We start from the raw sequence: 25991 nt of genomic DNA, 5'->3' as shown, positions 1-25991 counted from the left end.
TAAGACATATAACTTGTAGGATTTTTCTGGACGCCAAGGGGCGGATGTGGTGAAATTGCGGGCTATGAATCCCGTCACGCCCAACCAGACCACTTCTGACGCCACCGGCGTGGCTACTCCATCGCCTACCTTCTCCCCCCTATACCAGCAAATCAAAGGCCTGATCACCCAGAGCCTGCAGTCCGGCGAATGGAAACCGGGCGAAATGATCCCGAGCGAAGTCGAACTGGCCAACCGTTTCAAGGTCAGCCAGGGTACCGTGCGCAAGGCGATCGACGAGCTGGCGGCGGAGAACCTGGTGATGCGCCGGCAAGGGAAGGGGACTTTCGTCTCCACCCACCACGAGGCGCGCGCGCATTTCCGCTTTTTGCGCTTAATGCCGGACGAGGGCGTGCCGCATTATCCAGAGTCGACCTTCATCGAGGTCAAACGCCTGCGCGCGCCGGCCGAAGTGGCGCGCCTGCTGGACCTGAAGTCGGGCGACGCGGTGGTGTACATCAAGCGCGTGCAGAATTTCGACGGCGTGCCTACCATTGTGGAAGAGCTGTGGCTGCCGGGCCTGATCTTCAAGGGCCTGACCGCTGAACGCCTGAACGAGTACAAGGGCCCGATGTACGGCCTGTTTGAATCCGAATTTGGCACCCGCATGATCCGCGCGCAGGAGAAAATCCGCGCCGTCTGCGCGGAGCCGGGCGATGCCGAATTGCTGCGCGTGGCGCCCGGCACGCCGCTGCTGTGCGCCGAGCGGGTGTCGTTCACCTACGGCGATAAACCCGTTGAATTGCGCCGGGGGCTGTACTTGACTGAGCGTCATCATTATCAAAATGATCTTAATTAGGTGCGTTGCAGCAGATTTCAATAGAATTTTTGGTGATATCTAACAATAGATATTGGTCTGAACAGCAAAAATCGGCGAAAATCGCGGTTTCGCCAACTTTGGCAAATCATTAGTAATAAAGCATAGGGAGGTTGTATATGACTGAAGCCGTGCGGGATAACGCAAAAAAAGAGCGGCCAGAATTCCGTAACATCCACGTTACGGACCTGATGAACTACCGGCTGCCACTGGCCGGCATCGTGTCCATCTTGCACCGCATCAGCGGCGCACTGATGTTCCTGCTGCTGCCATTCGTGCTGTACCTGCTGCAGGAATCGCTGCGCTCCGAGTACACCTTCGCCAACTTCATGGTCATCGCCTCCCACCCGATCGCCAAGCTGGTCATGCTGGCCCTGTGCTGGGGCTACACCCAGCACTTCTGCGCCGGCGTACGCCACCTGATCATGGACACCCACGTGGGCCTGGACAAGGATTCCGCGCGCAAGTCGGCCGCCACCGTGCTGGTGATCACCGTTGTCGTGACCGCGCTGGTCGCACTGAAATTGTTTGGAGTGTTCTAAATGGCTAACAATAACATCGGCCCAAAACGCCTCGTTGTCGGCGCCCACTACGGCGTCAAGGATTGGCTGGTCCAGCGTGTGACCGCCGTGCTGATGGTGGTGTACACCGCCGTCCTGTTCTTCCTGGTCTTCACCTCGTCGACCCCGTCGTACGAAGGCTGGGCAGGCCTGTTCGCGCAGCAGTGGTTCAAGCTGTTCAGCGCCGTGACCCTGCTGGCCCTGTTCTACCACGCCTGGGTTGGCGTGCGTGACATCTGGATGGACTACATCAAGCCGGTCGGCCTGCGTCTGTTCCTGCAAATCGCAACCATTGGCTGGCTGATCGCTTGCGCCGCCTGGTCGCTGCAAATTCTGTGGAGTGTGTAATCGTGGCAGCTATCAAATCTGCAATCCCTACCCGCCGCTTTGACGCGGTCATCGTTGGCGCCGGCGGTTCCGGCATGCGCGCCTCCCTGCAACTGGCGGAAGCCGGCCTGAACGTGGCTGTGCTGTCCAAGGTGTTCCCAACCCGCTCCCACACCGTGGCGGCGCAGGGCGGCATCGGCGCCTCGCTGGGCAATATGTCGGAAGACAACTGGTACTGGCATATGTTCGACACCGTCAAGGGTGGCGACTACCTGGGTGACCAGGATGCGATTGAATTCATGTGCCGCGAAGCACCGAAGGTCGTATACGAGCTGGAACACTTCGGCATGCCGTTCGACCGCAACCCGGACGGCACCATCTACCAGCGTCCGTTCGGCGGCCACACCGCCAACTTCGGCGAAAAGGCTGTGCAGCGCGCTTGCGCCGCAGCCGACCGTACCGGCCACGCGCTGCTGCACACCCTGTACCAGCGCAACGTGAAAGCCCGCACCCACTTCTTCGTTGAGTGGATGGCCCTGGACCTGGTGCGCGACGCCGACGGCGACGTGGTAGGCGTGGTTGCCCTGGAAATGGAAACCGGCGAATGCATGATCCTGGAAGCCAAGACCACCGTCTTCGCAACCGGCGGCGCCGGCCGTATCTTCGCAGCGTCCACCAACGCCTTCATCAACACCGGTGACGGCATGGGTATGGCGGCGCGTGCCGGCCTGCCGCTGCAGGATATGGAATTCTGGCAGTTCCACCCGACCGGCGTGTCCGGCGCGGGCGTGCTGATCACCGAAGGCGTGCGCGGCGAAGGCGGCATCCTGATCAACTCGAACGGCGAACGCTTCATGGAGCGCTACGCTCCGACCCTGAAAGACCTGGCGCCACGCGACTTCGTATCGCGCTCGATGGACCAGGAAATCAAGGAAGGCCGCGGCTGCGGTCCGAACAAGGACCACGTGCTGCTGGACCTGCGCCACATCGGCTCCGAGACCATCAAGAAGCGCCTGCCGTCGATCCTGGAAATCGGCCACAAGTTCGCCAACGTCGACGCCACCAAGGAACCAATCCCGGTCGTGCCGACCATCCACTACCAGATGGGCGGTATCCCGACCAACATCCACGGCCAGGTGGTCGTGCCTGCCGGCGACGGCAGCCAGAAGGTGGTGAACGGCCTGTACGCGATCGGCGAATGCGCCTGCGTATCGGTGCACGGCGCTAACCGCCTGGGCACCAACTCCCTGCTGGACCTGGTGGTGTTCGGCCGCGCAGCCGGCAACCACATCGTGTCGCAGAACCTGAAGCAGAAGGAAAACAAGCCGCTGCCGAAAGACGCTTCCGACTTCGCCATGGGCCGCCTGAACCACCTGGAAAACTCCACCGGTTCCGAGCGCGTGCAGGACGTCGCCAACGACATCCGCGCCACCATGCAGAAGTACTGCGGCGTGTTCCGCACCGACGAAATGCTGGCCAAGGGCGTGGAAGAGATCCTGAAGCTGGACGAGCGCCGCAAGCACGTGTCGTACAAGGACAAGTCCAAGGTGTTCAACACCGCCCGCGTGGAAGCGCTGGAACTGGACAACCTGATCGAAACCGCGAAAGCCACCATCGTCTCGGCCAACGCGCGTAAGGAATCCCGCGGCGCGCACGCCCAGGACGACCACCCGCAACGCGACGACGAAAACTGGATGAAGCACACGCTGTGGTTCTCGGAAGGCAACCGCCTGGAATACAAGGCTGTCGTCACCAAACCGCTGACGGTTGACACCTTCAAACCGAAACCACGCACTTTCTAAGCAAGGGCCTCACAACATGGCACGCACTCTCAAATTCAAGATTTACCGTTACGATCCGGACAAGGACGCCAAGCCATACATGCAAGACCTGACGGTCGAGCTGAAAGACACCGACAAGATGCTGCTGGACGCACTGCAGCGCATCAAGTCCGACGTTGACGACTCGCTGTCGCTGCGCCGCTCCTGCCGCGAAGGCGTGTGCGGTTCCGACGCGATGAACATCAACGGCAAGAACGGCCTGGCCTGCACCACCAACCTGAACGAGCTGACCGAGCCGATCGTGCTGCGTCCGCTGCCAGGCCTGCCGGTGGTGCGCGACCTGATCGTCGACATGACCCAGTTCTTCAAGCAGTACCACTCGATCAAGCCGTTCCTGATCAACGACTCGATCCCGCCAGAGAAAGAGCGCCTGCAGTCGCCTGCGGAACGCGAAGAGCTGGACGGCCTGTACGAGTGCATCCTGTGCGCCTGCTGCTCGACCTCCTGCCCGTCGTTCTGGTGGAACCCGGACAAGTTCGTCGGCCCGGCCGGCCTGCTGCAAGCCTACCGCTTCATCGCCGACTCGCGCGACGAAGCCACCGGCCAGCGCCTGGATAGCCTGGAAGACCCATACCGTCTGTTCCGCTGCCACTCGATCATGAACTGCGTCGACGTGTGCCCGAAAGGCCTGAACCCTAACAAGGCGATTGGCAAGATCAAGGAACTGATGGTCCGCCGCGCCATCTGATCAGCCATGGCGGAACTGGAAAAACGTGCGCACCAGGCCGACCCGGCGAACCGCGCGCGCCTTCGCTGGCGCGCACGCCGGGGCCTGCTGGAAAACGACCTTATCCTGACTCGTTTCCTCGACGCGCACGAGACAGGATTGACCGACGAGGAAGTGGACGCGTTCACGCGGCTCCTCGATTTGTCGGACAATGCACTGATGGATCTGGTTTTGGCCCGTAAGGAGCCGGAAGGCGAAATAGACCTGCCGCATGTACATGCGTTACTGGCACGCCTGCGCCAAGCCTGAGTAATTGGTTTTTTTATTGCTGCATCTCTCCTAAAGGAAGAGTCCATGAACATCTCTGATACCAAAGCCACCCTGTCGTTCTCGGACGGCAGCCCATCGGTTGAAATGCCGATCTACAAGGGCACCGTGGGCCCGGACGTCATCGACATCCGCAAGCTGTACGGCGCCACCGGCAAGTTCACCTACGACCCAGGCTTCATGTCGACCGCGTCGTGCAACTCCTCGATCACCTACATCGACGGTGACAAGGGCGAGCTGCAGTACCGCGGCTACCCGATCGAGCAGCTGGCCGTGAACGCCGACTTCCTGGAAACCTGCTACCTGCTGCTGAACGGCGAACTGCCGAACGCAGCGGAGAAGAAGAAGTTCGTCGACACCGTGACCAAGCACACCATGGTGCACGAGCAGATGCAATTCTTCTTCCGCGGCTTCCGCCGCGACGCACACCCGATGTCCGTCCTGGTTGGCACCGTCGGCGCGCTGGCATCGTTCTACCACGACTCGCTGGACATCAACGATGCCAAGCAGCGTGAAATCTCCGCGATCCGCCTGATCGCCAAGCTGCCAACCCTGGTCGCCATGGCATACAAGTACTCGATCGGCCAGCCGTTCGTGTACCCACGCAACGACCTGTCGTACTCCGCCAACTTCATGCGCATGATGTTCGGCAACCCATGCGAAGAGTACAAGGTCAACGACGTGCTGGTGCGCGCCCTGGACCGCATCCTGATCCTGCACGCGGACCACGAGCAGAACGCTTCCACCTCGACCGTGCGTCTGGCTGGCTCCTCCGGTGCTAACCCGTTCGCCTGTATCGCGGCCGGTATCGCCTGCCTGTGGGGCCCTGCCCACGGCGGCGCGAACGAAGCTGCACTGACCATGCTGAAAGAAATCGGCTCGGTCGACAACATCCCAGCTTTCATTGAGAAAGTGAAGGACAAGAACTCCGGCGTGAAACTGATGGGCTTCGGTCACCGCGTGTACAAGAACTTCGACCCACGTGCGAAGCTGATGCGCGAAACCTGCCACGAAGTGCTGAACGAACTGGGCCTGCAGGACGACCCACTGTTCAAGCTGGCCATGGAACTGGAAAAGATTGCACTGAACGACGAATACTTCGTTTCCCGCAAGCTGTACCCGAACGTGGACTTCTACTCCGGCATCGTGCAGTCGGCCCTGGGCATCCCAGTGTCCCTGTTCACCGGTATCTTCGCCATGGCCCGTACCATCGGCTGGATCGCCCAGTGGAACGAAATGATCGCCGACCCAGAGCAGAAGATCGGCCGCCCACGCCAGCTGTTCATCGGCTCGCCAGTACGCGATGTGCCTCCGCTGAAGGACCGCAAGTAATCCTTGCCGGCCCCGGCCATCTAAAAAGCGAGCTTCGGCTCGCTTTTTTTTTCGTCCATCATTTGCGCTAATCGGTCTCGCGGGGCCATTCGCTTGCCTAGACTGGGCCACATGCCCACCGCCCAGCGCGACAATTACGACAGCCCCTGGAAAAGCGCCGCCCGGCGCTATTTCCGCCATTTCATCCGCTTTTTCTTCCCTCCGCTTTATGTACGGATCGATTGGCCGCGCGGCTGGCGTTTCCGGGAGCAGGAATTGGAGCAGGTTGCTCTCAGCGATAAGCCCTCATTTTTAATTGCTGACCTTTTGGTGGAAATTAGTCTGCGCGACGCGGAACAAACGGCGCTTTTGCATGTCGAAGTACAGGAAAAGGTAGGGCGGTCCCTACGGCGCAGAATGTTCACGTATTTCACGAGGATTTATGCCCTGACAGGGTTGCCGATTTGCAGTTTATTGATAACACCCAATGGCTCGCATTCGCTAAACCAATGCCGAGTAAAGGAACTTGAATTCAACCTTCTGCAGGCTGCAATTGAACGGCTGCCAATCTGTATTGAGGAGCTGATTCGGCACAAGAATCCCTTCGGTTTGATTTGTGCGGCATATATCCTGGCAAAAAAGACGCACGGTAATTACGCGGCGCGCAGGAAGGAGTAATTAAGGATTACACGTGCCATCGCTGCGAAAAGCTGGTCTCGGCGGATGGCACGCGACGTATTCAGGGTTATTAATTGGATGATGCCTTTGCCGGCCGATATGGAGCGTGCGCTATGGCGAAGAGTATTAAGAAATAGGAGGGGGGCGAAATGACTTGGATGTGTCCGATTGAAAAAATATTTTACGAAGACGGGGAAAAAAGTGGGCTTCGCAAGGGAATTGAGCGGGGAATCCAGCAGGGAATCCAGCAGGGAATTCAGCAAGGCCGCAAAGCTGCAATGTCAGAACTATTGAAGCGGCAGTTGGAAGGCCGCTTTGGACCGCTCCCCGAGACCACGCGCAAACGGTTGGAGCGGGCCTCGCCGGAAAAGCTTGCCGAGTGGGGCGTCGCCCTCCTTGAGGCACATAGCCTGGGACAGGTATTCCGGAAAAAGCCGTGATGTGCCAATTATTGGCACAATCAGGCTGATCTCTGGCATAAATTGTGCGCTGAGCGGCATCCAGGTACTCAGCCCTTCGCCAAATGGGTCAAGTTGCGGATGAAGAGAGGCGTGCCACCACCTCAGCAAAGGCGGGGCGTGCCAGCGGCGATGGGGACAGGCAATCCCGTTTCAATTGCTCCAGCTGGGAAAGATTGGCATCGCAACGCTCCAGCAATTCTTCGAGCAGGCAGCCAAATGCCCTGACTTCAAGCTGCTGCAATCCCGAAGATAAGGGAGTTCCGGGCTCGAATAAGGAAGCGGCGCCGAAATCCCCGAGCACGGCATTTCCTTTGCCGCAGTAAAGAATATTATGGGCATAAAGGTCGCCATGCATAATGCCTTGTGCATGCAAGCGTTCAGCGGCGGAGGCAATGCCCAATGCGATATTGAATACGACATCGGCGCTGAAACAGGTATCCTCGGCATAAATATCGCGCGTGCAGCTTTGTAAGCTTGGCGGGCCGGCGAGATTCCGCAGGCTCGAATCAACCAGCTGCATTACCAGTGCGGGCAGTTCTTCCGGATGATCGGGAATAATACCCAAAACGGGAATCAAATTCGGATGCTTGCCGGCGCCAATGCATGCCGCCATTTCGTGCTCGGGTAAACCATCGCTGGTCATTGCACCCTTAAAAACTTTCACGGCGACTGGCGCCCCGTTCAGAGAGGCGCGGTGAATAATGCCGGAAGCCCCTTCCCCTAATTTTTCCTGCAGGCTTAATTCGTGCCACGAAATATTCGTAACGGGCGGTGGCGCGGCAGTGTGCGCTGCGCTGAAAGGATTGCCGGCAAATGCCAGCCAGGAAAGGCGCGGCATTGCCAGCAGCCATTGCGGCAATTGGGGGAGATTATTCGCGGCGATTCGAAGCAGCTCGAGTTTGCCGCAGTTCGCCAGCTCCTCCGGTAATGCCCGTAATCGATTCCCGGATAGCATTAACTTTTGCAGGTCAGCGCATTGGCCTAATTCCTCAGGCAACTGCTCCAATCGATTATCAGTTAGTACAAGCCAGCGCAGTCCGCCAGGCAAAGCGGCGGCGGGCACGGACGTGATCTGGTTCGCCCGGAAACCGATCATGGTGAGCGCCGCACATTTGCCCAGCACCTCCGGCAACTCGGTGAACTGGTTGTCGGAGCAAAAGATGATGCGCAGGTGCTTCAGGCGCGGCAAATCGTCCGGCAGCCTTGAGAGGGCGTTGCCCGACAGGTCGAGGATTTCCAGCGAATCTGCCAGGTCGAAAATTTCGCGCGGGAATTCGGTAAGTCCGGCCCGCAATTGCAGCCGCGTCACGCCGGCAAGCTGTCCGGCGCGCAATTGTTCAAGTGTGTGCATCAGGAACTATTTCTCGTCATCCAGCAGGGCGCGGATTTCGGCGCGTTCTTTAGCGCTGACTGTGCCCCCTTTAAGGGCTGCCAACACCAGGGCCTTGCCGGAGCCGGCAAACGCTTTATGGATCAGGTCTTTCAGCAGGGAAGTCTGGATCGAATCCTGCTGCTCGGCGGGGGAATAGATGTGCGCGCGCTGGCTTTCATCGCGGTTCAGCAAGCCCTTGGTATGCATGACCTGCAACAAGCGCAGGACAGTTGCGTACTGCATATCCGGGCGCGACTCGAGCGCCGCCTCATGCACCTGGCGCGCCGTCGCCGGGCCCAGTGCAAACAGCAGGCGCAGCATCTCCAGTTCGCTCGGCGTTGGTTTTGGCAGGCTCATGGTCAATCCAGGGTAAACATCGATGGAACTAGAATAAATGATCTAGACATAAAAGTCTACACCGTCAGCAAGGTGGGGCAAACGTCGCCCGCCCCCCGATTCGATTGAAATTAATCGAACGACAAGGAAAAGCCATTTTCGCTAGAATGCCGATTTTGCAACTGTTGCCGTGTGACAATTAAATGGCTAGCGACCAACTTGCCGGGCTTATTTCGGGACTCATCCAGAACCGACGCATCCTCCAGCTCCACACCCCATCTTCCGCGCCGGACGCGGTCAAGCGGCTGGTTCCACTCCAGGTGGCAGGGCAGGAAGCAGTTTGCGGCGGCTTTCAATATCGCTTGCAATGCCTGAGCAATGACGACCAGTTGCCCTTGAAAAAGCTGCAGGGCCTGCCGCTGGCATTTGCCATTGGCGACGATAGCGGCGAAGCGCGGCCGGTTTGCGGCATTGTCAGCCGCGCCGAGTGCGTGCTGTCGGATGGCGCGTTGACTGTATACGAGCTGGTCCTGCGCGATGCGCTCAGCTTGCTGGCGCAGCGTAGCACATGGCGGGTTTTTCGCGACGCATCGGTACTCGACATCAGCAGCCAGATCTTGTCGGAACATATCCAGCAAAACCAGGTGCTGGGCGCCGCCTTCCAATTCTCGCTGTCGGGAGCGAGCAAGTCCTACCCGCCGCGCTCCTTTACATTGCAGGCCGGCGAGAGCGACGCCGCCTTCCTGACCAGGCTATGGCGTCAGGAGGGCATAGCCTGGTACTTCGACCACCAGCTGGACGACGGCCGCCCGTTGCACCGCCTGTGCCTGATCGACAGCACGGAAGCTTATCCCGATAATCCGGCCGGCACCGTGCGCTTCCACCGTGCCGACGCCACCGAGCAGCGCGATACGGTCGTAGCCTGGCAGGCCTGGCGCGAGCAGGCGCCAGGGGAAGCGCGGCGCAGCAGCTTCGACTACAAGAGCGTCAACACCGCAGAGGCGCAGGCGCCGGATATGCTGGAGCAGGGCGACGCCGGCAACCGCCTGTCCGAAACGCTGACCGACTACCAGTATGACGCTGCGCGCTTTGGTGCTGGTTCCGGCCACTATGAGCAGCAGGCGCGCAGCCGCATGCTGGCGCACGAGTACCTCTCCAAGGGGTTCAGCGGCGAAGGCGTGGTGCGCCAGTTCCGCAGCGGCACGGTGTTCAGCCTGAGCCAGCACGCGGAAATCGACAGCCATCCCGAATCCGAGCGCGCCTTCATCCTGACCCGCCTGGAACTGTACGCGCGCAACGGCTTGCGGCTGGATGCCAAGCTGGCCCGCTCCCTGTTCCGCGGCTGGCCGCAAGCCATGCGCGGCGCCGACGCGCAGCAGTCGACCGAAGCGCCGGTGTACTACAACCAGTTCGACTGCGTGCGGCGCTCCATTCCGGTGGTGCCTTATTACGACCCGGCCAGCGTGCCGCAGGTGGGCATGCTGAGCGCCATCGTCGTCGGCGCTGAAGGCAGTGAGATTGACGTCGACGAAATGGGCCGGATTGCCGTACGTTTCCTGTTCGCGCGGCCGGAAGAACATGAGAAAGGCGCAGGAGCCAGCGGAACGCCGCGCGACTCGGCCCGCATCCGCGTGCTGCAGCCGTGGGCCGACGCCGGTTTCGGCACCGCATTCTGGCCACGAGTCGGTAGCGAAATCCTGGTCGGCTTCATCCAGGGCCATCCCGACAAGCCGATCGCGTTGGGCGGCCTGTACGACGGCACCCACGACACACCGCGCTTCAACGGCTTTGGCAGCCTGCCCGCCAACGCAGCCCTGTACGGCATGCGCAGCAAGGAGCTGAAAGCCCAGCGCCACAACCAGCTGCGCTTTGACGACACCAATGCACAAATCAGCACGCAGATCCTGTCCGAGCACGCCGCCACGCAGCTGAACCAGGGCTGGCTGGGTACGCCGCGCAGCGAAGGCAAATCCAGCCCGCGCGGCGAAGGCTTCGAGCTGGCCACCGATGCCGCTGGCGCGCTGCGCGCCGCCAAAGGCATGCTGGTCACCGCCTTTGAACGACTGAACGCCAGCGGCAAGCAGCTTGACCGCAGCGAGACCTTATCCATGATGGAGGAATGCCTCGGCCTGTTCAAAGCACTCGGCAAATACGCCGCCGAACATCAGGGGCAAGCAGCGGACAACGAGCCGCAAGCAAAACTGCACACCGACCTGCAGCAATGGGAGCAGGGCAGCAATACCGAGCCAGGCGGCGCCGGCGGCCGCCAGCCAGTGATCGCCATGACAGCCCCGGCCGGCCTGGTGTTCAACACGCCAAAGGCGGCTGTCACTCATGCAGGCGAAAACATCGACCAGGTCGCGCTCAAGAACATGCAACTGGCCAGCGGCGAACGCACGGTGGTCAACGCAGGCAAGGGCATCTCCATGTTCTCCCAATCGGAAGACTTCAAACTGATTGCGCACCAGGGCAAATGGCTGGCGCAGGCACAGCACAACGATGTGCAGGTGGACGCCGCCAAAAACATCAAGCTCAGTGCCAGCGGCGGCAAAGTGCAGGTGATCGCCAGCGAAGAAATCATGCTGGTGACCAGCGACGGCACGTTCATCAAACTGGGCGGCGGCAAGATCACCATGGGCTGCAACGACACCGCCACGATCCACGCGGCCACGCACCACTGGACCAGCCCAGCCACGGAAAGCGCCGAACTTCCCAAGTTCGACAAGGGCGACGTGGGGCGCGTGCCGCAGTTGATCAATCCACTGACCAAGAAGGGCATCCCGGGAATGCGCTACGAGATCACCCGCAGCGACGGCAGCATCCTCAAGGGTATTACCGATGCCGATGGCCGCGCGGCCAAGATCGACCACGATGCTTTTGAAGGCATGAAGGTGCGCTTCTTCGATGCAGAGAACTAATTTCTAACTAGCTGAATATGTCTGATACAAGTCCAAGTAATCTTGATTGCGACCGCGTTCTGGGCGGTGGCAACTGTATGCTCTTACCTGATAAGAGCGAAGCGAAGTTCACCAGCAAGTTGCCCTTGCCTGGCGTGATCATTTTTGTACATGGAGTGAATTCCGATGGCGAATGGTACGAAAGTGCCGAAGCAGGTCTGTGCGATGGCCTGAATACACGCCTTAAGCGCCGCAGCTTGCGTGCTGCTGATGGCAGCGGTGGGAAGAAATTCATTGAAATCCACGAAGGATTGTTGACCCAAGCGCAGTACACTTCGGAGCTAACAGCGGGAGGGTTTGTAGATCCGCGACGCGATTCCGAAAATTTCATTGAGCCGAAAGCAAATTACTCGCCAGTCATCCGATTTCGCTGGGGGTACAAGTGCAGCAAAGAGGAACTGAAGGAATGGGGCGAGCGTGTATGGTTGAATGAGCACGATTATTGGGGTGGTGGGCCGTTTGCCAACGGATGCTCGGCGGTGGCTGACCTCTGGAATAACGGTGTTGATGACCGCCTGTTCTTATGGATCACCGCGCAGCACCTGAATCCAGCCATTGGTCGTGATGTTTACGAATGCCCGCCGCGTGCCTACTACGTTCACGCAGCGCTGCGCCTTGCAAAGCTCATCAAGTCGATCCGCGACAAGCAGGAAGATTGCCCGATCACAGTGATCTGCCACAGTCAAGGCAATGTCGTCGGCGTTGGCGGAGCCTTCCTTGCGGATAAGCTCGGGGTACAGGCCGACAACTACATCCTGTGCAATCCGCCCCTGAGCCTAATGGAGGACAACTTCATGGAGAACTGGGCGCAGCGTGGCGCGGAGAGTTCCGACGGTAGCGTTGGTCGCCAAACGGGGGCGGCGCGTATTGAGACAATGAAGAACTACCTCGATATGCTGCGAGCTCGCGCGGCGAAAGCACAGCCCGATGCCGAGGTAGACCGCGCAATGTCGGGCGGCCAGCCAACTGCTGATAGTTTTAAGGCGGCGGAAGACAGGGCGCTGCATGGCTATAAAGGCCAGCGTACCCATGGCCGTGTAACCCTTTATTGCAATCCCCACGATCAGGTGATCTCCGCTGCGCCGATCCAGGGTATTGGATGGCGCGGAGTGAGCGCAGATGAAGTCAAGAAGATTGATGCGGCTGGCGATGTTTTCAGCCAGCGCGTATTCGCATCCCAGTATGCCGTAGGGCAGGAACCAGGGAAAGGAAAGGCCTCCACCTACAACTTCTGGACTGATCGCTGGAACGCCGCCAAGTCCGAGATCAAGGACGGCAAGCTGGGTAAAGAACACAAGCAGGGCTTCTGGTATCCTCCATCGCCGGCAGTCAGATACTCGGTCAAGCAAGGCTGGGAATCGGCAGGGAACCCGCTGACCAAAGTGCTCGCTGTTGTCAGCGCCATTGTGATGACGCCCGCGCTCGCATTGGTTAAATCGCCCATCAACGCCGACCCGCCCAGCGATGGCATGGGCTGGGAGGTACCGATCGACGCGCCCAAGCTCCCGGTGCCGTTCTTGCCGGCATCTATGCGATTTGGCCAATCGACGGAAAAATTCGATGAAAGTTATGACCCGATGGGCAATACCCGGAACAGCACGAAGCCAACGAAATCTGCTGATGACCCCTATGACCGGCATCAGGACCAGGTTGGGAAGGACGGCCAGAAGGATTGCGCGATGGGTGATGAGAACAGCGAGAAGCAGCAACGCTACGAGGATCGTGGGCGGTTGCGTATGCAAGCGCGACGTAGCAACAGGGATGACAAGAAAACTGGTGAGGTTGTTGGCGAGTCGATGGATGGCGTGCCGACTGAGGAGTATACGAAGTGGCGCAATGAGCGGATAAGTAATTTTCTGAAAGAGGGAATCGATATCCCGGCGACGGACCATTCCACGATTGTCACCAACCCGATGCATGCGGAGCGGGCGATTGCTTATGATGTTGCGGTAGGAGTTTGTCGATTTACGGATGCGGAATGGAAGGATTTCCGTATTGAGGCGGATTGGAGATATGCAGTTGGATTGCAAGAGGATCACCCGCATCGCTATCTCAGTAAGTACTTCACTCTCGGACGCATGGGCGCGCAGAACCTTGCCGACTGGGCCAATGAAGATTCAGACGCATCCATGCCCTCAACAATCGTCGATAAACGCACTTGGAAAAGGCACAAGCCGCATCACGAAAAATGACTACTATCCTTAACTTCTTGACGGTGAGTTGGCAACGCAGGTTCGGTGTAACCATTTTCTTTGGTTTGATGGCTACTATGCTCACCGTTCTATGGCTTCGCCAACTGGATCCTGTCGTTACGAATCAAATGTCAAATGGAGAACTTATGACACGCTTACTGGGCATTCCCGCAATCGTAGGCATGACTGTGCTTGCCTTGACGACAGGTTGCAGCCAGCTGCTCGAGCGGACTCAAACCACCTCCGCTATGGCGGGAATCAATCAAGTACAGTCCGGACCTTTTAAGGCGCAGGTAGTTGGGGTGCAGTGGCTGAACCCGCTTGCACGTCGGGACTATCCGACCGAGTGGCAGCTTCTGTGGACGCTTGGCTTGGCGAAGCCGAACAAGGATGATGAATTGGTGAAAGAGGATCCGAAGATGTTCACTACTATTCAGCCTATCGCCGGTGTGGCATTCAATATGAATGGAAAAAATTCTCTTAAAGGATTCTTGGAGAATTACTTGATTTTCACTTTAAAACCGATCGGCAACAGCTACGTCAAGAGTAGTGCCTACTTTTACACCGTCCAGCCGGAAAAGACCAAGCATTGGCGCGAACTGCACGGCATCCATGTGGAGTTCGCCATGCCGGATGTTCCCCAGCTCTCGAAGGAGCAAGGAACTGCGAAGGTGGTTGAAATGATAGGTGAAGAATTCGAGTTCTTCTCTAAGAAGCTCTCGACCGCTAACATCCCCGCCGAGGTAAATACCACTGTCGGCGGTGCTAGCGCGGGTTTCACGTCGCTGGACAAAGCCATGGACTATCTGGAGAAGCATCCAAATAAGAGCGTATGGGTATATAGCTGGGACAGCCCGGACTTCCCGAAGTATAAGCAGATGTCCGAGAACAGCACGCTGTTGGTTCTTGCCGGCCCGACATTTAACACGGAGCGCGAACCGCTGGCCTGGATTGGCCGTCCCGCAGTGCAAGAGACCAAAGCGTTTGAACCACGCGATGGCCAGAACCGCTCCGCGCAAGCATGGCAAACCGCGATCCGAATGGCTGCCGAGCAGGCAAACACCGAGCCAGCGAAGCTGGGCTACGTCATTCACGACGCGGGTCACGGCAGTGAAGCGAGCGGTGCGCGCCTGGGCACGCTGGGCCAGGCGCTGACCATCACGGCGCCCGAGCTGGATTTCATGAAGCAGACCTTCAACACGCCGAAGCTTTTGGGCGATATGCGAGCCGGCAGCGCGGTGACCAACCTTGCCCTGGCGATCGCGTGGACGCACCAGAAGGGTCTGCCGGTATTGGTGGCTGGCACTACGGAGCCAGAGCGTGCCACGGTGGTGGTGGTCACGCCGCCCGCCAAACCGCGGTTGTGCAACCCGGACAAGAACTGGTTCCGAGCGCGCGGCGAGGGCAGCACGTACTTGCCGTGGTGGGGCATGCGCAAGGACGTGAAGTGGGATGACTACATGCAGGGTTATTCCTTCTGATGAAGGGCGTGATCCGGCTGGGTGATCCGACCAGCCATGGCGGGAAGGTCATTAGTGCAAACGCGCGCAGCAAGGTGCTGGGCATTGCCGTTGCGCGCGTTGGCGATGCCTGCGTTTGTCCGATTCCCGGCCATAGCGTCTGCATAATCGTGGAAGGGCACCCGAACATCAAGGTGGATGGCATTGCCGTGGCCTTTGAGGGGCATAAGACCAGTTGCGGTGCTTCGCTGATCTCAACGGTTTCGAAGTCGGGATCGAATTGAGGAAGGCCTTACGTTTCATGGCCTTTTACTTGGCTTACATGCTCGACAGGCTATGGGCGATAGCAGTAAACGGGTATTCGCGCGTATGGCCAATGGTCGCTTTGTCCGCACTTGTTGTGGTTGGAGCTGCATGGTTGCAGCTTAGCCCGAGGCTACTCGAGCAAATTTTTAGTGGAGGCCTTTTCATGGTGGGGCATGCGTAAGGACGTGAACTGGGATAGCTATAAACAAGGCTATTCCTTTTAACGTTCGGATCAGGCTTCCGCGTTTCCAATCGTGTGCGATGAGGCGCAATTAGAATGTTAGGCTCTTGCCTTTTTGTTAAAAAGGAAATGCAATGAGCTTTCGGAGAGTCATGTCCGTCGCGCTGGCAGGCCTTCTGGTTATGGGATTGGCCCATGCCGGTGATGGGCAGCCTGGCGTAGACCCTTCTATCTATACGCAGGCTGGATTTAATGCGGAGCCTTCGGTGAAGGAGTTCGCCGACTGGCAGAGGCGCTTCCAGGCAGACTGGGATGCGATGTTCAGCAAGGAACAGACGGGTCGAAGCGATCAGTTGATCGAGCAGGCACCTGGCTTGTTCGCTAATTCGATTGAATCGAGCAAGAAGGGCCTCTCTTTAAAGTCTTACTTGGTGAAATCGATATTCGCGGGGGATGCTCGTATCGCCAGCCCGGGCGTCATCGCAAAACGCATGATGCTGAATGAATCTGCAAAGCCGGTCGGGTTGGGCGGAAAGTATGAGCAGGACGGTTACACGGTGGAGATCTGGTACATGGCACTGCATGACATCCGCGCATTGAGTATGGCCGAATTCAAATCGGCTGCTGCCTATTCGGCTTTCGAAAAACTGGAACTGCCGAAACTGAATGCAGGCACTCGCGGCACATGGCCGGTCTTGCTCTTCACGCGCAACAAGACCGGGCAGCTCATGCTCTACGGCCATTCGAAGGAAATGCTGGATATCTCGGCGAGGGCGGCGGATCGGCAGTATTACTAGCGCCGAGCCCGTGTCAACCAAAGGGTCTGAGTCCACGGTTGACACGGGTTCGGGTGTTACCACTTCATCTCGCCTTTGGCGACTTTGGCGCTCAGTTGCAGGGCGCTTTCCAGGCCGGCGGTCGGGTAGGCGGACTTCATGGCGGCGACCAGGGCGGCGCTGTCGGCGGCGGCCGGGGTGGCGGCTTCGAAGCGGCGCACGTAGTCGGCGGTGTAGCTGATGGCGTCCGGGGTGTAGCTGATGCCGGGTGCGAAGTGGCCGGGGACGACGGTGGTCGGCTTCAGCTTGGCCATGTCGTCCAGCACGGACAGCCATTGGGCGCGCGATTCGGGCGTCTGGGTGTCGGCCATCCAGACGTGCAGGCCTTTGAACAGCACCACGCCGCCCACCACAGCTTTGATCGAGGGAATCCAGACGTAGGTGCGGTCGCCCTGGCCCTGGATCTGCAGCTTCTGGCCTTCCAGTTCGATGTCGCCCTGCAGCAGTTCTGGCATCACGACGCCGCTCGGGGCGTTGGCGCCGAGGATGGGGCCCCAGTAGGCGACCTTGGCTTTCCCTTTCTTTTCCATGGCGGCGATGGTGGTGCTGCGGGCCACGATGCGGGCTTGCGGGAAGGTGGCTTTCAGTACGTCCAGGCCGAAATAGAAGTCGGGGTCGCCGTGGCTGACGTAAATGGTGGTCAGGCGTTTGCCGCTCGCTTTGATCTGCGCCACCAGCTTTTCGGCTTCGGCGCGGGAGAACTGGGCGTCGACCAGCACGGCGTCTTTCTCGCCTTTCACCAGCACCGAGGCGACCGGGAAGATGGCGGCTTCGCCGGGGTTGAAGACTTCCAGGGTGAGCGGGGCGGCGTTGGCGGTGGCGGTGGCGGCCAGGGTGGCGAGGGCGGCGGAGGCCAGAGTCTGCTTGATCATGTTGCGGGTCCTTTGTGTTGGTTGATGCCTGCCAGTGTAGGGCGCCTGACTTGATCGAAAAATAGGGTATATTGAAACGGTTTATTGCTTAAATCGTTCATATGGATCGGATTACGTCGGCCAGCGTCTTTGTCACCATCTCGGAGCGCGGCAGCCTGGCCGCTGCGGCGGAGGCGTTGGATATGTCGCGCGCCATGGTGACGCGCTACCTGGCGGAGATGGAGGAGTGGGCCGGGGCGCGCCTGCTGCACCGTACCACGCGCCGCCTGGGGCTGACGGCGGCGGGGGAGGTGACGCTGGCACGTTGCCGGGAGTTGCTGGCACTTGCCGGCGCGATCCCGGCGGCGGGGGATGCGGGAGCGGGCGAGCCGCGCGGCCTGCTGCGGGTGGCATGCGCGCAGTTCCTGGCGCAGACGGCGCTGGCGGAGGCGTTGGCGGGCTTCCTGCGCCGTTATCCGCAGGTGACCGTTGACCTGCAGGTGGATAACCGGACGGTCAACCTGGTCGAGCAGCGGATTGACCTGGCCATCCGCATCACCAATGCGTTGGAGCCGAACCAGATTGCGCGCAAGCTGGGGGAGTGCCGCTCGATGCTGTGCGCGGCGCCGGACTACCTGGCGCAGCACGGCGCGCCCGCTGCGCCGCAGGACCTGGCGCGGCACAACTGCCTGGCGTATAGCTACTTCGGCAAGAGCGTATGGGAACTGGCGCATGCGGCCGATGGCGTGGTGGCGGTGCCGGTGGGCGGCAGCCTGGCGTCGAATGAGTCGATGGCCTTGCTGGCGGCGGCCGGGCGGGGCGTGGGAATTGCGATGCAGCCGCGCTTCGTGGTGCTGCCGGAAGTGGCGGCGGGCAGGTTGCTGGAGGTCTTGCCGGATTGGCAACCGCAGGCGCTGGGAATCCATGCCATTTATACATCGCGCCAGCACATGCCGCCGGCGTTGCGGGCTTTGCTGGACCATCTGGCGGACTGGTTTACCAGGCGCGGAGCCGAGTTTTAGTTGTTGCAGTTCAATGACACGTGCTATGCTAAGCGACCGTTTTTGGAAATGCTGGAAACAACAGAGCCCTTCCCCCACAACTTGATGTGCAATCCGCTAACCGGTCAGGCCGTGTCGCGGAAGGTTGATTAAACCCGCTAATTCCTCGCGAAGCGCGAAGAAAGGTGAGCAAAGAAATGATGCAACAAAAGACGTCCACGTCCTACCTGTTTGGTGGGAATGCGCCGTACGTAGAAGAACTGTACGAAGCGTACCTTGAAAATCCTGGCTCCGTGCCAGACAACTGGCGCCAGTACTTCGACGCCATGCAGAACGTACCGGCAGTCGACGGCAGCGCTAAACCAGACGTCATCCACTCGTCCGTCATCGCCTCCTTCGCCGAACGCGCGAAAGCTGGCCCCATCCGCACCATCGTCGCTTCGTCCGACGCCGAAATGGGCCGCAAGCGCGTGGCCGCTACCCAGCTGATCGCTGCCTACCGTTACCTGGGCGCTCGCTGGGCCAACCTGGACCCGCTGCAGCGCCAGGAGCGTCCAAGCATTCCTGAACTGGAACCGTCGTTCTACGGCTTCACCGATGCCGACCAGGACACCGTCTTCAACATCAGCAACACCTACTTCGGCCCAGAGACCGCGACCCTGCGCGACCTGACCAACCTGCTGAAGGACACCTACACCCGCTCCATCGGCGCGGAGTACATGTACATCTCCGACCCGGCCGAAAAGCGCTGGCTGCAGGAGCGCCTGGAGTCGATCCGTTCGACCCCGAACTTCACCGCTGAGAAGAAAAAGCACATCCTGGAGCGCCTGACCGCTGCTGAAGGCCTGGAGCGCTACCTCCACACCAAATACGTCGGCCAGAAGCGCTTCTCGCTGGAAGGCGGCGAGACCTTCATCGCTTCGATCGATGAAATCATCCAGCGCGCCGGTGAAAAAGGCGTGCAGGAAATCGTGATCGGCATGGCCCACCGCGGCCGCCTGAACGTGCTGGTGAACACCCTGGGCAAGGCGCCTAAGGACCTGTTCGAAGAATTCGAAGGCAAGCACGCCGACGACCTGCCGGCCGGCGACGTGAAATACCACCAGGGCTTTTCGTCCGACATCTCCACCGCAGGCGGCCCGGTCCACCTGTCGCTGGCGTTCAACCCGTCCCACCTGGAAATCGTCAACCCGGTGGTTGAAGGTTCCGTGAAGGCCCGTATGGACCGCCGCGGCGACAAGGAAGGCCAGCAAGTGCTGCCGATCCTGGTGCACGGCGATGCGGCATTCGCCGGCCAGGGCGTTGTGATGGAAACCCTGAACCTGGCGCAGACCCGCGGCTACGGCACCGGCGGCACCGTGCACATCGTGATCAACAACCAGATCGGCTTCACCACGTCCGATCCGCGCGATGCACGCTCCACCACCTACTGCTCCGACGTCGTGAAGATGATCGAAGCGCCGGTACTGCACGTGAACGCCGACGATCCGGAAGCCGTGGTACTGGCTTCCCAGATCGCGATGGATTACCGCCAGCAGTTCAAGAAAGACATCGTTGTCGACATCATCTGCTACCGCAAACTGGGCCACAACGAGCAGGACACCCCTGCGCTGACCCAGCCGCTGATGTACAAGAAGATCGCCAAGCACCCAGGCACCCGCAAGATGTACGCGGACAAGTTGGTGGCGCAGGGCGTGATCCCGGCCGACGGCGGCGACGCCATGGTGGCCGAGTACCGCGCGGCGATGGACCAGGGCAAGCACACCATCGACCCGGTGATCTCCAACTTCAAGAACAAGTACGCCGTCGACTGGCTGCCGTTCCTGAACCGCAAGTGGACCGACGCGGCCGATACCGCCGTGCCGATGACCGAACTGAAGCGCCTGGCCGCCGCCATCACCACCGTGCCAGCCGACTTCAAAGTGCACTCGCTGGTGGAAAAAGTGCTGGGCGACCGCGCTGCCATGGGCAAGGGCGAAATGAACCTGGACTGGGGCATGGGCGAACACCTGGCCTTCGCGTCCCTGGTTTCCTCCGGCTACGCTGTGCGCCTGACCGGCCAGGATGCCGGCCGTGGCACCTTCGTGCACCGTCACGCTGTGCTGCACGACCAGAACCGTGAGCGTTGGGACGCAGGCACCTACATCCCGCTGCAGAACATCTCCGAAGGCCAGGCGCCGTTTACCGTGATCGACTCCGTGCTGTCCGAAGAGGCGGTACTGGGCTTCGAATACGGCTACTCGACCGCCGAACCGAACACCCTGACCATCTGGGAAGCGCAGTTCGGCGACTTCGTCAACGGCGCCCAGGTGGTGATCGACCAGTTCATCAGCTCCGGCGAAGTGAAGTGGGGCCGCGCTTCCGGCCTGGTCATGATGCTGCCGCACGGCTACGAAGGCCAGGGCCCTGAGCACTCGTCGTGCCGCCCAGAGCGTTTCCTGCAGCTGTGCGCTGACAACAATATGCAAGTGGTGCAGCCGACCACCGCATCGCAGATCTTCCACGTGCTGCGCCGCCAGATGGTGCGCCAGTTCCGCAAGCCGCTGGTGATCCTGACGCCGAAGTCGCTGCTGCGTAACAAGGATGCAGGTTCCCCGCTGGAGCAACTGGCCAAGGGTGCGTTCCAGACCGTGATCGGCGAAGTGGACGAGTCCATCGACGCCAAGAAGGTCAAGCGCGCGATCGTCTGCTCGGGCAAGGTGTACTACGACATCGCCAACACCCGCAAGACCCGCGGCGTGACCGATACCGCGATCATCCGTATCGAGCAGCTGTATCCATTCCCGCACAAGGCCTTCGCTGCTGAACTGAAGAAGTTCCCGAACCTGGCCGAAGTGGTGTGGACCCAGGACGAACCACAGAACCAGGGCCCTTGGTTCCAGATCCAGCACAACATCTTCGAGGCCATGGAATCGGGCCAGAAGCTGGCATACGCCGGCCGTCCTGCTTCCGCATCGCCTGCCGTGGGTTACTACGACAAGCATTACGCGCAGCAGAAAGAACTGCTGGAAACCGCGTTCTCGAAGCTGAAGGGCTTCATCCTGACCAAGTAATCGCTTTTAGCGGGTGAGCCGTCCGCCACAAGCGGGCGGCATACAAAACACAAGATACGGAGTAAATAACAAATGGCACAAATCGAAGTTAAAGTTCCTCAACTGTCGGAATCCGTCGCTGAAGCGACCCTGCTGACCTGGCACAAGAAAGTCGGCGAAGCTGTCGCGCGCGACGAAAACATGATCGACATCGAGACCGACAAGGTCGTGCTGGAACTGCCGGCTCCAGGCGCTGGCGTGGTTGTGCAAATCATCAAAGACAACGGCGCCACCGTTGTCGCCGGCGAAGTCATCGCCATCATCGACACCGACGCTGCCGCCGGTGCCGCTCCTTCGGCTCCTGCTGCTGCCGCTGCACCAGCTGCCGCCGCTCCTGCCGCTGCCGCTGCCGCCGACAAGTCCGGCGTGGCCATGCCTGCCGCCGCCAAGATCCTGTCCGAAGCCGGCATCGCCGCTTCCGACGTGGCCGGCACCGGCAAGGACGGCCGCGTGACCAAGGGCGACGCCCTGGCCGCTGTTGCCGCACCGAAGCCAGCTGCACCAGCGCCGCTGGCTGCCGCCGCGCCTAAGGCATCGCTGCCGAAGGTGGCCGCGCCTGCCGCCGCCAACCTGGGCGACCGTCCGGAAGAGCGCGTGCCAATGAGCCGCCTGCGCGCACGTATCGCCGAGCGCCTGGTTGAGTCCCAGTCCACCAATGCCATCCTGACCACCTTCAACGAAGTGGACATGAAGCCGGTCATGGACCTGCGCAACAAGTACAAGGACAAGTTCGAGAAAGAGCACGGCGTGAAGCTGGGCTTCATGTCCTTCTTCGTCAAAGCCGCTGTGCACGCGCTGAAGAAGTACCCGATCCTGAACGCATCGGTGGACGGCAACGACATCGTCTACCACGGCTACTTCGACATCGGTATCGCTGTGGGCTCGCCACGCGGCCTGGTGGTGCCGATCCTGCGCAACGCCGACCAGATGACCATCGCCGAGATCGAGAAGAAGATCGGCGAGTTCGGCGCCAAAGCCAAGGAAGGCAAGCTGACCCTGGAAGACCTGACCGGCGGCACCTTCTCCATCTCGAACGGCGGCACCTTCGGCTCCATGCTGTCGACCCCGATCATCAACCCACCACAATCGGCAATCCTGGGCGTGCACGCCACCAAGGACCGCGCTGTTGTCGTTGACGGTCAGATCGTGATTCGCCCAATGAACTACCTGGCGATGTCCTACGACCACCGCATCATCGACGGCCGCGAAGCTGTCCTGGGCCTGGTAGCGATGAAGGAAGCGCTGGAAGACCCAGCGCGCCTGCTGCTGGACCTGTAATCACCCCGGTAAGGCTGGGTCAGACCCGAGGGTCTGACCCAGGGACCGCGAACGCCGCGTGAGCAGGGTCTGACCCTTGGGTCGGACCCCGGTTTACCGGGTTGAAAAGTTGAAGAGAGGTTAAATGAGCGTCTCCGAAGAACTGAAGCGTCTGCACGAACTGCACCAGGCAGGTGCCCTGAGCGATGAAGAATTCGCCCGCGCCAAGGAAAAGCTGCTGCAGGGCAGTCCGCAGGCGGGCGGCGACTTCGCCTCCGATTTCGGCAGCCTGCGCCGCGCCCGCAACGACCGCTGGCTGGGCGGCGTGTGCGGCGGCATCGGCGCCCGCACCGGCGTCGAATCCTGGATCTGGCGCCTGGTCTTCGCACTCTTTTCGGCCACCTTCGGCTTCGGCCTGCTGATTTACATTCTCTTGTGGATATTCGTCCCCGAGGACGAAATGACTGGGATCTAAGACATGAGCAACAAACAATTTGACGTAGTAGTTATCGGCGCCGGCCCTGGCGGTTACATCGCCGCCATCCGCGCAGCACAACTGGGCTTCTCCGTGGCCTGTATCGACGAATGGAGCAACGACGCCGGCAAGCCTGCCCCGGGCGGCACCTGCACCAACGTCGGCTGCATCCCTTCGAAAGCGCTGCTGCAATCGTCCGAGCACTTCGAACATGCATCGCACGGCTTCAAAGAGCACGGCATCAACGTGGAAGGCCTGTCCTTCGACGTGGCGCAGATGCTGAAGCGCAAGAACACCGTCGTCAAGCAGAACAACGACGGCATCCTTTTCCTGTTCAAGAAGAACAAGGTCACCTTCTTCCACGGCCGCGGCGCATTCGCCGGCGCCGCTGGTGCTGAAGGCTACCCGATCGCCATTTCGGGCCCGACCACCGACACCATCACCGGCAAGCAGATCATCGTTGCCACCGGCTCCAACCCACGCGCACTGCCAGGCGCGCCATTCGACGAGAAACTGATCCTGTCGAACACCGGCGCCCTGAACATCGAAACCGTACCGGCCAAGCTGGGCGTGATCGGCGCCGGCGTGATCGGCCTGGAACTGGGCTCGGTATGGCGCCGCCTGGGTTCGGAAGTGACCGTGCTGGAAGGCCTGCCGACCTTCCTGGGCGCTGTCGACGAGCAGATCGCCAAGGAAGCGCACAAGCTGCTGACCAAGCAAGGCCTGTCGATCAACCTGGGCTGCAAGATCTCCAAGGTCGAAGCGGGCAAGGACAACGTCACCGTTGAATACACCGACGCCAAGGGCGAAGCGCACAAGACCGTGTTCGACAAGCTGATCGTGTCGATCGGCCGCGTGGCCAACACCATCGGCCTGGGCGCCGACAAAGTGGGCCTGGCGGTCGACGAGCGCGGCATGATCACCGTGGACGGCGACTGCAAGACCAACCTGCCAAACGTATGGGCGATCGGCGACGTGGTGCGCGGCCCGATGCTGGCGCACAAGGCGGAAGAAGAGGGCGTTGCCGTGGCCGAGCGTATCGCCGGCCAGCATGGCCACACCAACTTCAACACCATCCCTTGGGTCATCTACACCCATCCGGAAATCGCCTTCGTCGGCAAGAACGAGCAGCAGCTGAAGGCCGAAGGCGTGGCTTACAAGGCCGGCACCTTCCCGTTCCTGGCCAACGGCCGCGCGCGTGCGCTGGGCGACACCAGCGGCATGGTCAAGTTCCTGGCCGATGCGACCACCGACGAGATCCTGGGCGTGCATATCGTCGGCCCGATGGCTTCCGAGCTGATCTCCGAAGCGGTGGTGGCGATGGAGTTCAAGGCTTCGGCCGAAGACATCGCGCGCATCTGCCACGCCCACCCATCGCTGTCGGAAGCGACCAAGGAAGCAGCGCTGGCTGTCGATAAGCGTACGCTGAACTTCTAACCCCGGTAGGGCGGGTCTGGCCCAAGGGCCAGACCCCTCCACTGCAAGCCGCGTCGACAGGGTCGGACCCTTGGGTCTGACCCCTGGTTTACCGGGTTCCAAAATAAATGAACGTCCAAGAGTTTTACCAGCACGCGCTTTCGCAGCGCGACTTCAAAGCCGACGCCGCCCAACAGCGCGCCGTCGACCGCCTGCAGCAGTGCTACGACGAATGGGTCGAGTACAAATCCCAGCGCTCGAACAGCTTCAAACGCCTGATCAACCGTCCAGCACCGCCGCGCGGCGTGTACATGTGGGGCGGGGTAGGGCGCGGCAAATCCTTCCTGATGGATTCGTTCTACTCGGTGGTGCCCCTGGTGCGCAAAACGCGCCTGCACTTCCACGAATTCATGCGCGACGTCCACATGCAGCTCGACGAGCTGCGCGGCGTCGAAGACCCGCTGGAGGAAGTCGCCAAACGCATCGCCAAGAAGTACCGCCTGATCTGCTTCGATGAATTCCACGTCTCCGACGTGGCCGACGCCATGATCCTGTACAACCTGATGAAGGCGCTGTACGACAACGGCGTGTCCTTCATCATGACCTCGAATTACGAGCCGTCCACCCTGTATCCGGACGGCCTGCACCGCGACCGCATCCTGCCCACCATCGCCCTGTTGAAGGAAAAGATGGACGTGCTGAATGTGGACGCCGGCATCGACTACCGCGGCCGCGCGCTGGAGCAGGTGGACGCCTACTACACGCCGCTCAACGCGCAGACCGACCACCAGCTGCGCGAAGCCTTCGCCCGCATCGCCGAAACGGCCGATGAGGACCCGCGCATCCACGTCGAAGGGCGCGAGCTGAAAGCGCTGCGCCGCGCCGGCACCATCGTCTGGTTCGACTTCGCCACCTTGTGCGGCGGCCCGCGCTCGCAGAACGACTACCTGGAAATCGCCAGCCGCTTCCATACCGTGATATTGTCCGGTATTCCGATGATGTCGGCCGGCCAGTCGTCCGAAGCGCGCCGCTTCACCTGGCTGATCGACGTGTTCTACGACCAGAAGGTCAAGCTGATCATGTCGGCCGAGGTGGAGCCGGAGGAGCTGTATACGACCGGTATGCTGGCCAATGAATTCCACCGTACCGTGTCGCGCATCGTCGAGATGCAATCGCGCGAGTATATGGAAAAGGAACAGCGCGGCGCCGCCGACAAGCTGTCCTGACAAGG

Annotated in this window: 23 protein-coding genes; 20 read left to right on the top strand and 3 right to left on the bottom strand. The window is 60.4% G+C overall.

Annotated features, from left to right (window positions below; translation table 11 throughout):
• Positions 1-64 precede the first annotated feature (64 nt).
• From ACE3TQ_RS12335 to ACE3TQ_RS12295, 9 genes are all read left to right on the top strand, one after another.
• The gene (locus tag ACE3TQ_RS12335; protein ID WP_374582501.1) at positions 65-838 is read left to right on the top strand and encodes a GntR family transcriptional regulator; all 774 of its coding nucleotides are present in this window, start codon (positions 65-67) and stop codon (positions 836-838) included.
• A gap of 137 nt (positions 839-975) precedes the next feature.
• Positions 976-1398: a succinate dehydrogenase, cytochrome b556 subunit gene (gene sdhC / locus ACE3TQ_RS12330; protein ID WP_374582499.1), complete on the top strand. Its 423-nt coding sequence runs from the start codon at positions 976-978 to the stop codon at positions 1396-1398.
• Positions 1399-1764 carry a succinate dehydrogenase, hydrophobic membrane anchor protein gene (gene sdhD / locus ACE3TQ_RS12325; protein WP_161027780.1) on the top strand — a complete coding sequence of 122 codons (366 nt, stop codon included), beginning with the start codon at positions 1399-1401 and terminating at the stop codon, positions 1762-1764. It begins immediately after the preceding gene.
• A gap of 2 nt (positions 1765-1766) precedes the next feature.
• Positions 1767-3545 carry a succinate dehydrogenase flavoprotein subunit gene (gene sdhA / locus ACE3TQ_RS12320; RefSeq protein ID WP_374582497.1) on the top strand — a complete coding sequence of 593 codons (1779 nt, stop codon included), beginning with the start codon at positions 1767-1769 and terminating at the stop codon, positions 3543-3545.
• A gap of 16 nt (positions 3546-3561) precedes the next feature.
• A complete protein-coding gene (locus ACE3TQ_RS12315; RefSeq protein ID WP_374582496.1) occupies positions 3562-4272 on the top strand; it encodes a succinate dehydrogenase iron-sulfur subunit in 711 nt (236 codons plus the stop codon).
• 6 nt (positions 4273-4278) lie between these two features.
• On the top strand, positions 4279-4560 hold the full coding sequence (locus ACE3TQ_RS12310) for a succinate dehydrogenase assembly factor 2 (protein WP_161027777.1): 282 nt from the start codon (positions 4279-4281) through the stop codon (positions 4558-4560).
• A 45-nt stretch (positions 4561-4605) separates the two neighbouring features.
• A complete protein-coding gene (gltA, locus tag ACE3TQ_RS12305) occupies positions 4606-5910 on the top strand; it encodes a citrate synthase (RefSeq protein ID WP_374582495.1) in 1305 nt (434 codons plus the stop codon).
• Between the two features lie 111 nt (positions 5911-6021).
• A complete protein-coding gene (locus tag ACE3TQ_RS12300; protein ID WP_374582494.1) occupies positions 6022-6567 on the top strand; it encodes a hypothetical protein in 546 nt (181 codons plus the stop codon).
• Positions 6568-6716: 149 nt separating this feature from the next.
• Positions 6717-7007 carry a DUF4351 domain-containing protein gene (locus ACE3TQ_RS12295; protein WP_374582493.1) on the top strand — a complete coding sequence of 97 codons (291 nt, stop codon included), beginning with the start codon at positions 6717-6719 and terminating at the stop codon, positions 7005-7007.
• Positions 7008-7095: 88 nt separating this feature from the next.
• Here ACE3TQ_RS12295 and ACE3TQ_RS12290 read toward each other — a convergent pair whose 3' ends face one another.
• Both ACE3TQ_RS12290 and ACE3TQ_RS12285 read right to left on the bottom strand, forming a co-directional pair.
• Complete coding sequence (locus ACE3TQ_RS12290) at positions 7096-8382, bottom strand: leucine-rich repeat-containing protein kinase family protein (RefSeq protein WP_374582515.1); 1287 nt, start codon at positions 8380-8382, stop codon at positions 7096-7098.
• Positions 8383-8385: 3 nt separating this feature from the next.
• A complete protein-coding gene (locus tag ACE3TQ_RS12285; protein ID WP_374582492.1) occupies positions 8386-8757 on the bottom strand; it encodes a BlaI/MecI/CopY family transcriptional regulator in 372 nt (123 codons plus the stop codon).
• 182 nt (positions 8758-8939) lie between these two features.
• On the opposite strand from ACE3TQ_RS12285, the gene ACE3TQ_RS12280 reads away from it, so the two are divergent.
• The 5 genes from ACE3TQ_RS12280 to ACE3TQ_RS12260 all read left to right on the top strand — a co-directional run bounded on the left by ACE3TQ_RS12280 (position 8940) and on the right by ACE3TQ_RS12260 (position 16629).
• Positions 8940-11654: a type VI secretion system Vgr family protein gene (locus ACE3TQ_RS12280; RefSeq protein ID WP_374582491.1), complete on the top strand. Its 2715-nt coding sequence runs from the start codon at positions 8940-8942 to the stop codon at positions 11652-11654.
• 77 nt (positions 11655-11731) lie between these two features.
• Positions 11732-13885, top strand: coding sequence for a hypothetical protein (locus ACE3TQ_RS12275; RefSeq protein WP_374582489.1), 2154 nt, complete (start codon positions 11732-11734; stop codon positions 13883-13885).
• 146 nt (positions 13886-14031) lie between these two features.
• Positions 14032-15366, top strand: coding sequence for a hypothetical protein (locus ACE3TQ_RS12270; protein ID WP_374582488.1), 1335 nt, complete (start codon positions 14032-14034; stop codon positions 15364-15366).
• Positions 15366-15629 (top strand): PAAR domain-containing protein, encoded by a 264-nt coding sequence (locus ACE3TQ_RS12265; RefSeq protein WP_374582487.1) that lies wholly within the window; start codon positions 15366-15368, stop codon positions 15627-15629. Before ACE3TQ_RS12270 ends, ACE3TQ_RS12265 begins: the two co-directional genes overlap by 1 nt.
• A gap of 355 nt (positions 15630-15984) precedes the next feature.
• Positions 15985-16629 carry a hypothetical protein gene (locus tag ACE3TQ_RS12260; protein ID WP_374582486.1) on the top strand — a complete coding sequence of 215 codons (645 nt, stop codon included), beginning with the start codon at positions 15985-15987 and terminating at the stop codon, positions 16627-16629.
• Between the two features lie 56 nt (positions 16630-16685).
• Here the strand turns inward: ACE3TQ_RS12260 and ACE3TQ_RS12255 are convergent, their stop codons facing one another.
• Entirely contained in the window at positions 16686-17540 is an 855-nt protein-coding gene (locus ACE3TQ_RS12255; protein WP_374582485.1) for an MBL fold metallo-hydrolase, read from the bottom strand.
• Between the two features lie 101 nt (positions 17541-17641).
• On the opposite strand from ACE3TQ_RS12255, the gene ACE3TQ_RS12250 reads away from it, so the two are divergent.
• From ACE3TQ_RS12250 to zapE, 6 genes are all read left to right on the top strand, one after another.
• Positions 17642-18541 (top strand): LysR family transcriptional regulator, encoded by a 900-nt coding sequence (locus ACE3TQ_RS12250; RefSeq protein WP_374582483.1) that lies wholly within the window; start codon positions 17642-17644, stop codon positions 18539-18541.
• 176 nt (positions 18542-18717) lie between these two features.
• Positions 18718-21573, top strand: coding sequence for a 2-oxoglutarate dehydrogenase E1 component (locus ACE3TQ_RS12245; RefSeq protein ID WP_374582482.1), 2856 nt, complete (start codon positions 18718-18720; stop codon positions 21571-21573).
• A 72-nt stretch (positions 21574-21645) separates the two neighbouring features.
• Positions 21646-22890 (top strand): 2-oxoglutarate dehydrogenase complex dihydrolipoyllysine-residue succinyltransferase, encoded by a 1245-nt coding sequence (gene odhB / locus ACE3TQ_RS12240; protein ID WP_374582481.1) that lies wholly within the window; start codon positions 21646-21648, stop codon positions 22888-22890.
• A 124-nt stretch (positions 22891-23014) separates the two neighbouring features.
• Complete coding sequence (locus tag ACE3TQ_RS12235; protein ID WP_374582480.1) at positions 23015-23344, top strand: PspC domain-containing protein; 330 nt, start codon at positions 23015-23017, stop codon at positions 23342-23344.
• Positions 23345-23347: 3 nt separating this feature from the next.
• Entirely contained in the window at positions 23348-24781 is a 1434-nt protein-coding gene (lpdA, locus tag ACE3TQ_RS12230) for a dihydrolipoyl dehydrogenase (protein WP_374582479.1), read from the top strand.
• 107 nt (positions 24782-24888) lie between these two features.
• Positions 24889-25986 (top strand): cell division protein ZapE, encoded by a 1098-nt coding sequence (gene zapE, locus ACE3TQ_RS12225; protein ID WP_374582478.1) that lies wholly within the window; start codon positions 24889-24891, stop codon positions 25984-25986.
• Positions 25987-25991: the final 5 nt, after the last annotated feature.

The sequence above is a fragment of the Pseudoduganella sp. genome, from assembly GCF_041914865.1.
In the GTDB taxonomy this organism is placed as follows: domain Bacteria; phylum Pseudomonadota; class Gammaproteobacteria; order Burkholderiales; family Burkholderiaceae_D; genus Rugamonas.
This window is presented reverse-complemented; position numbering and strand designations above follow the sequence as displayed.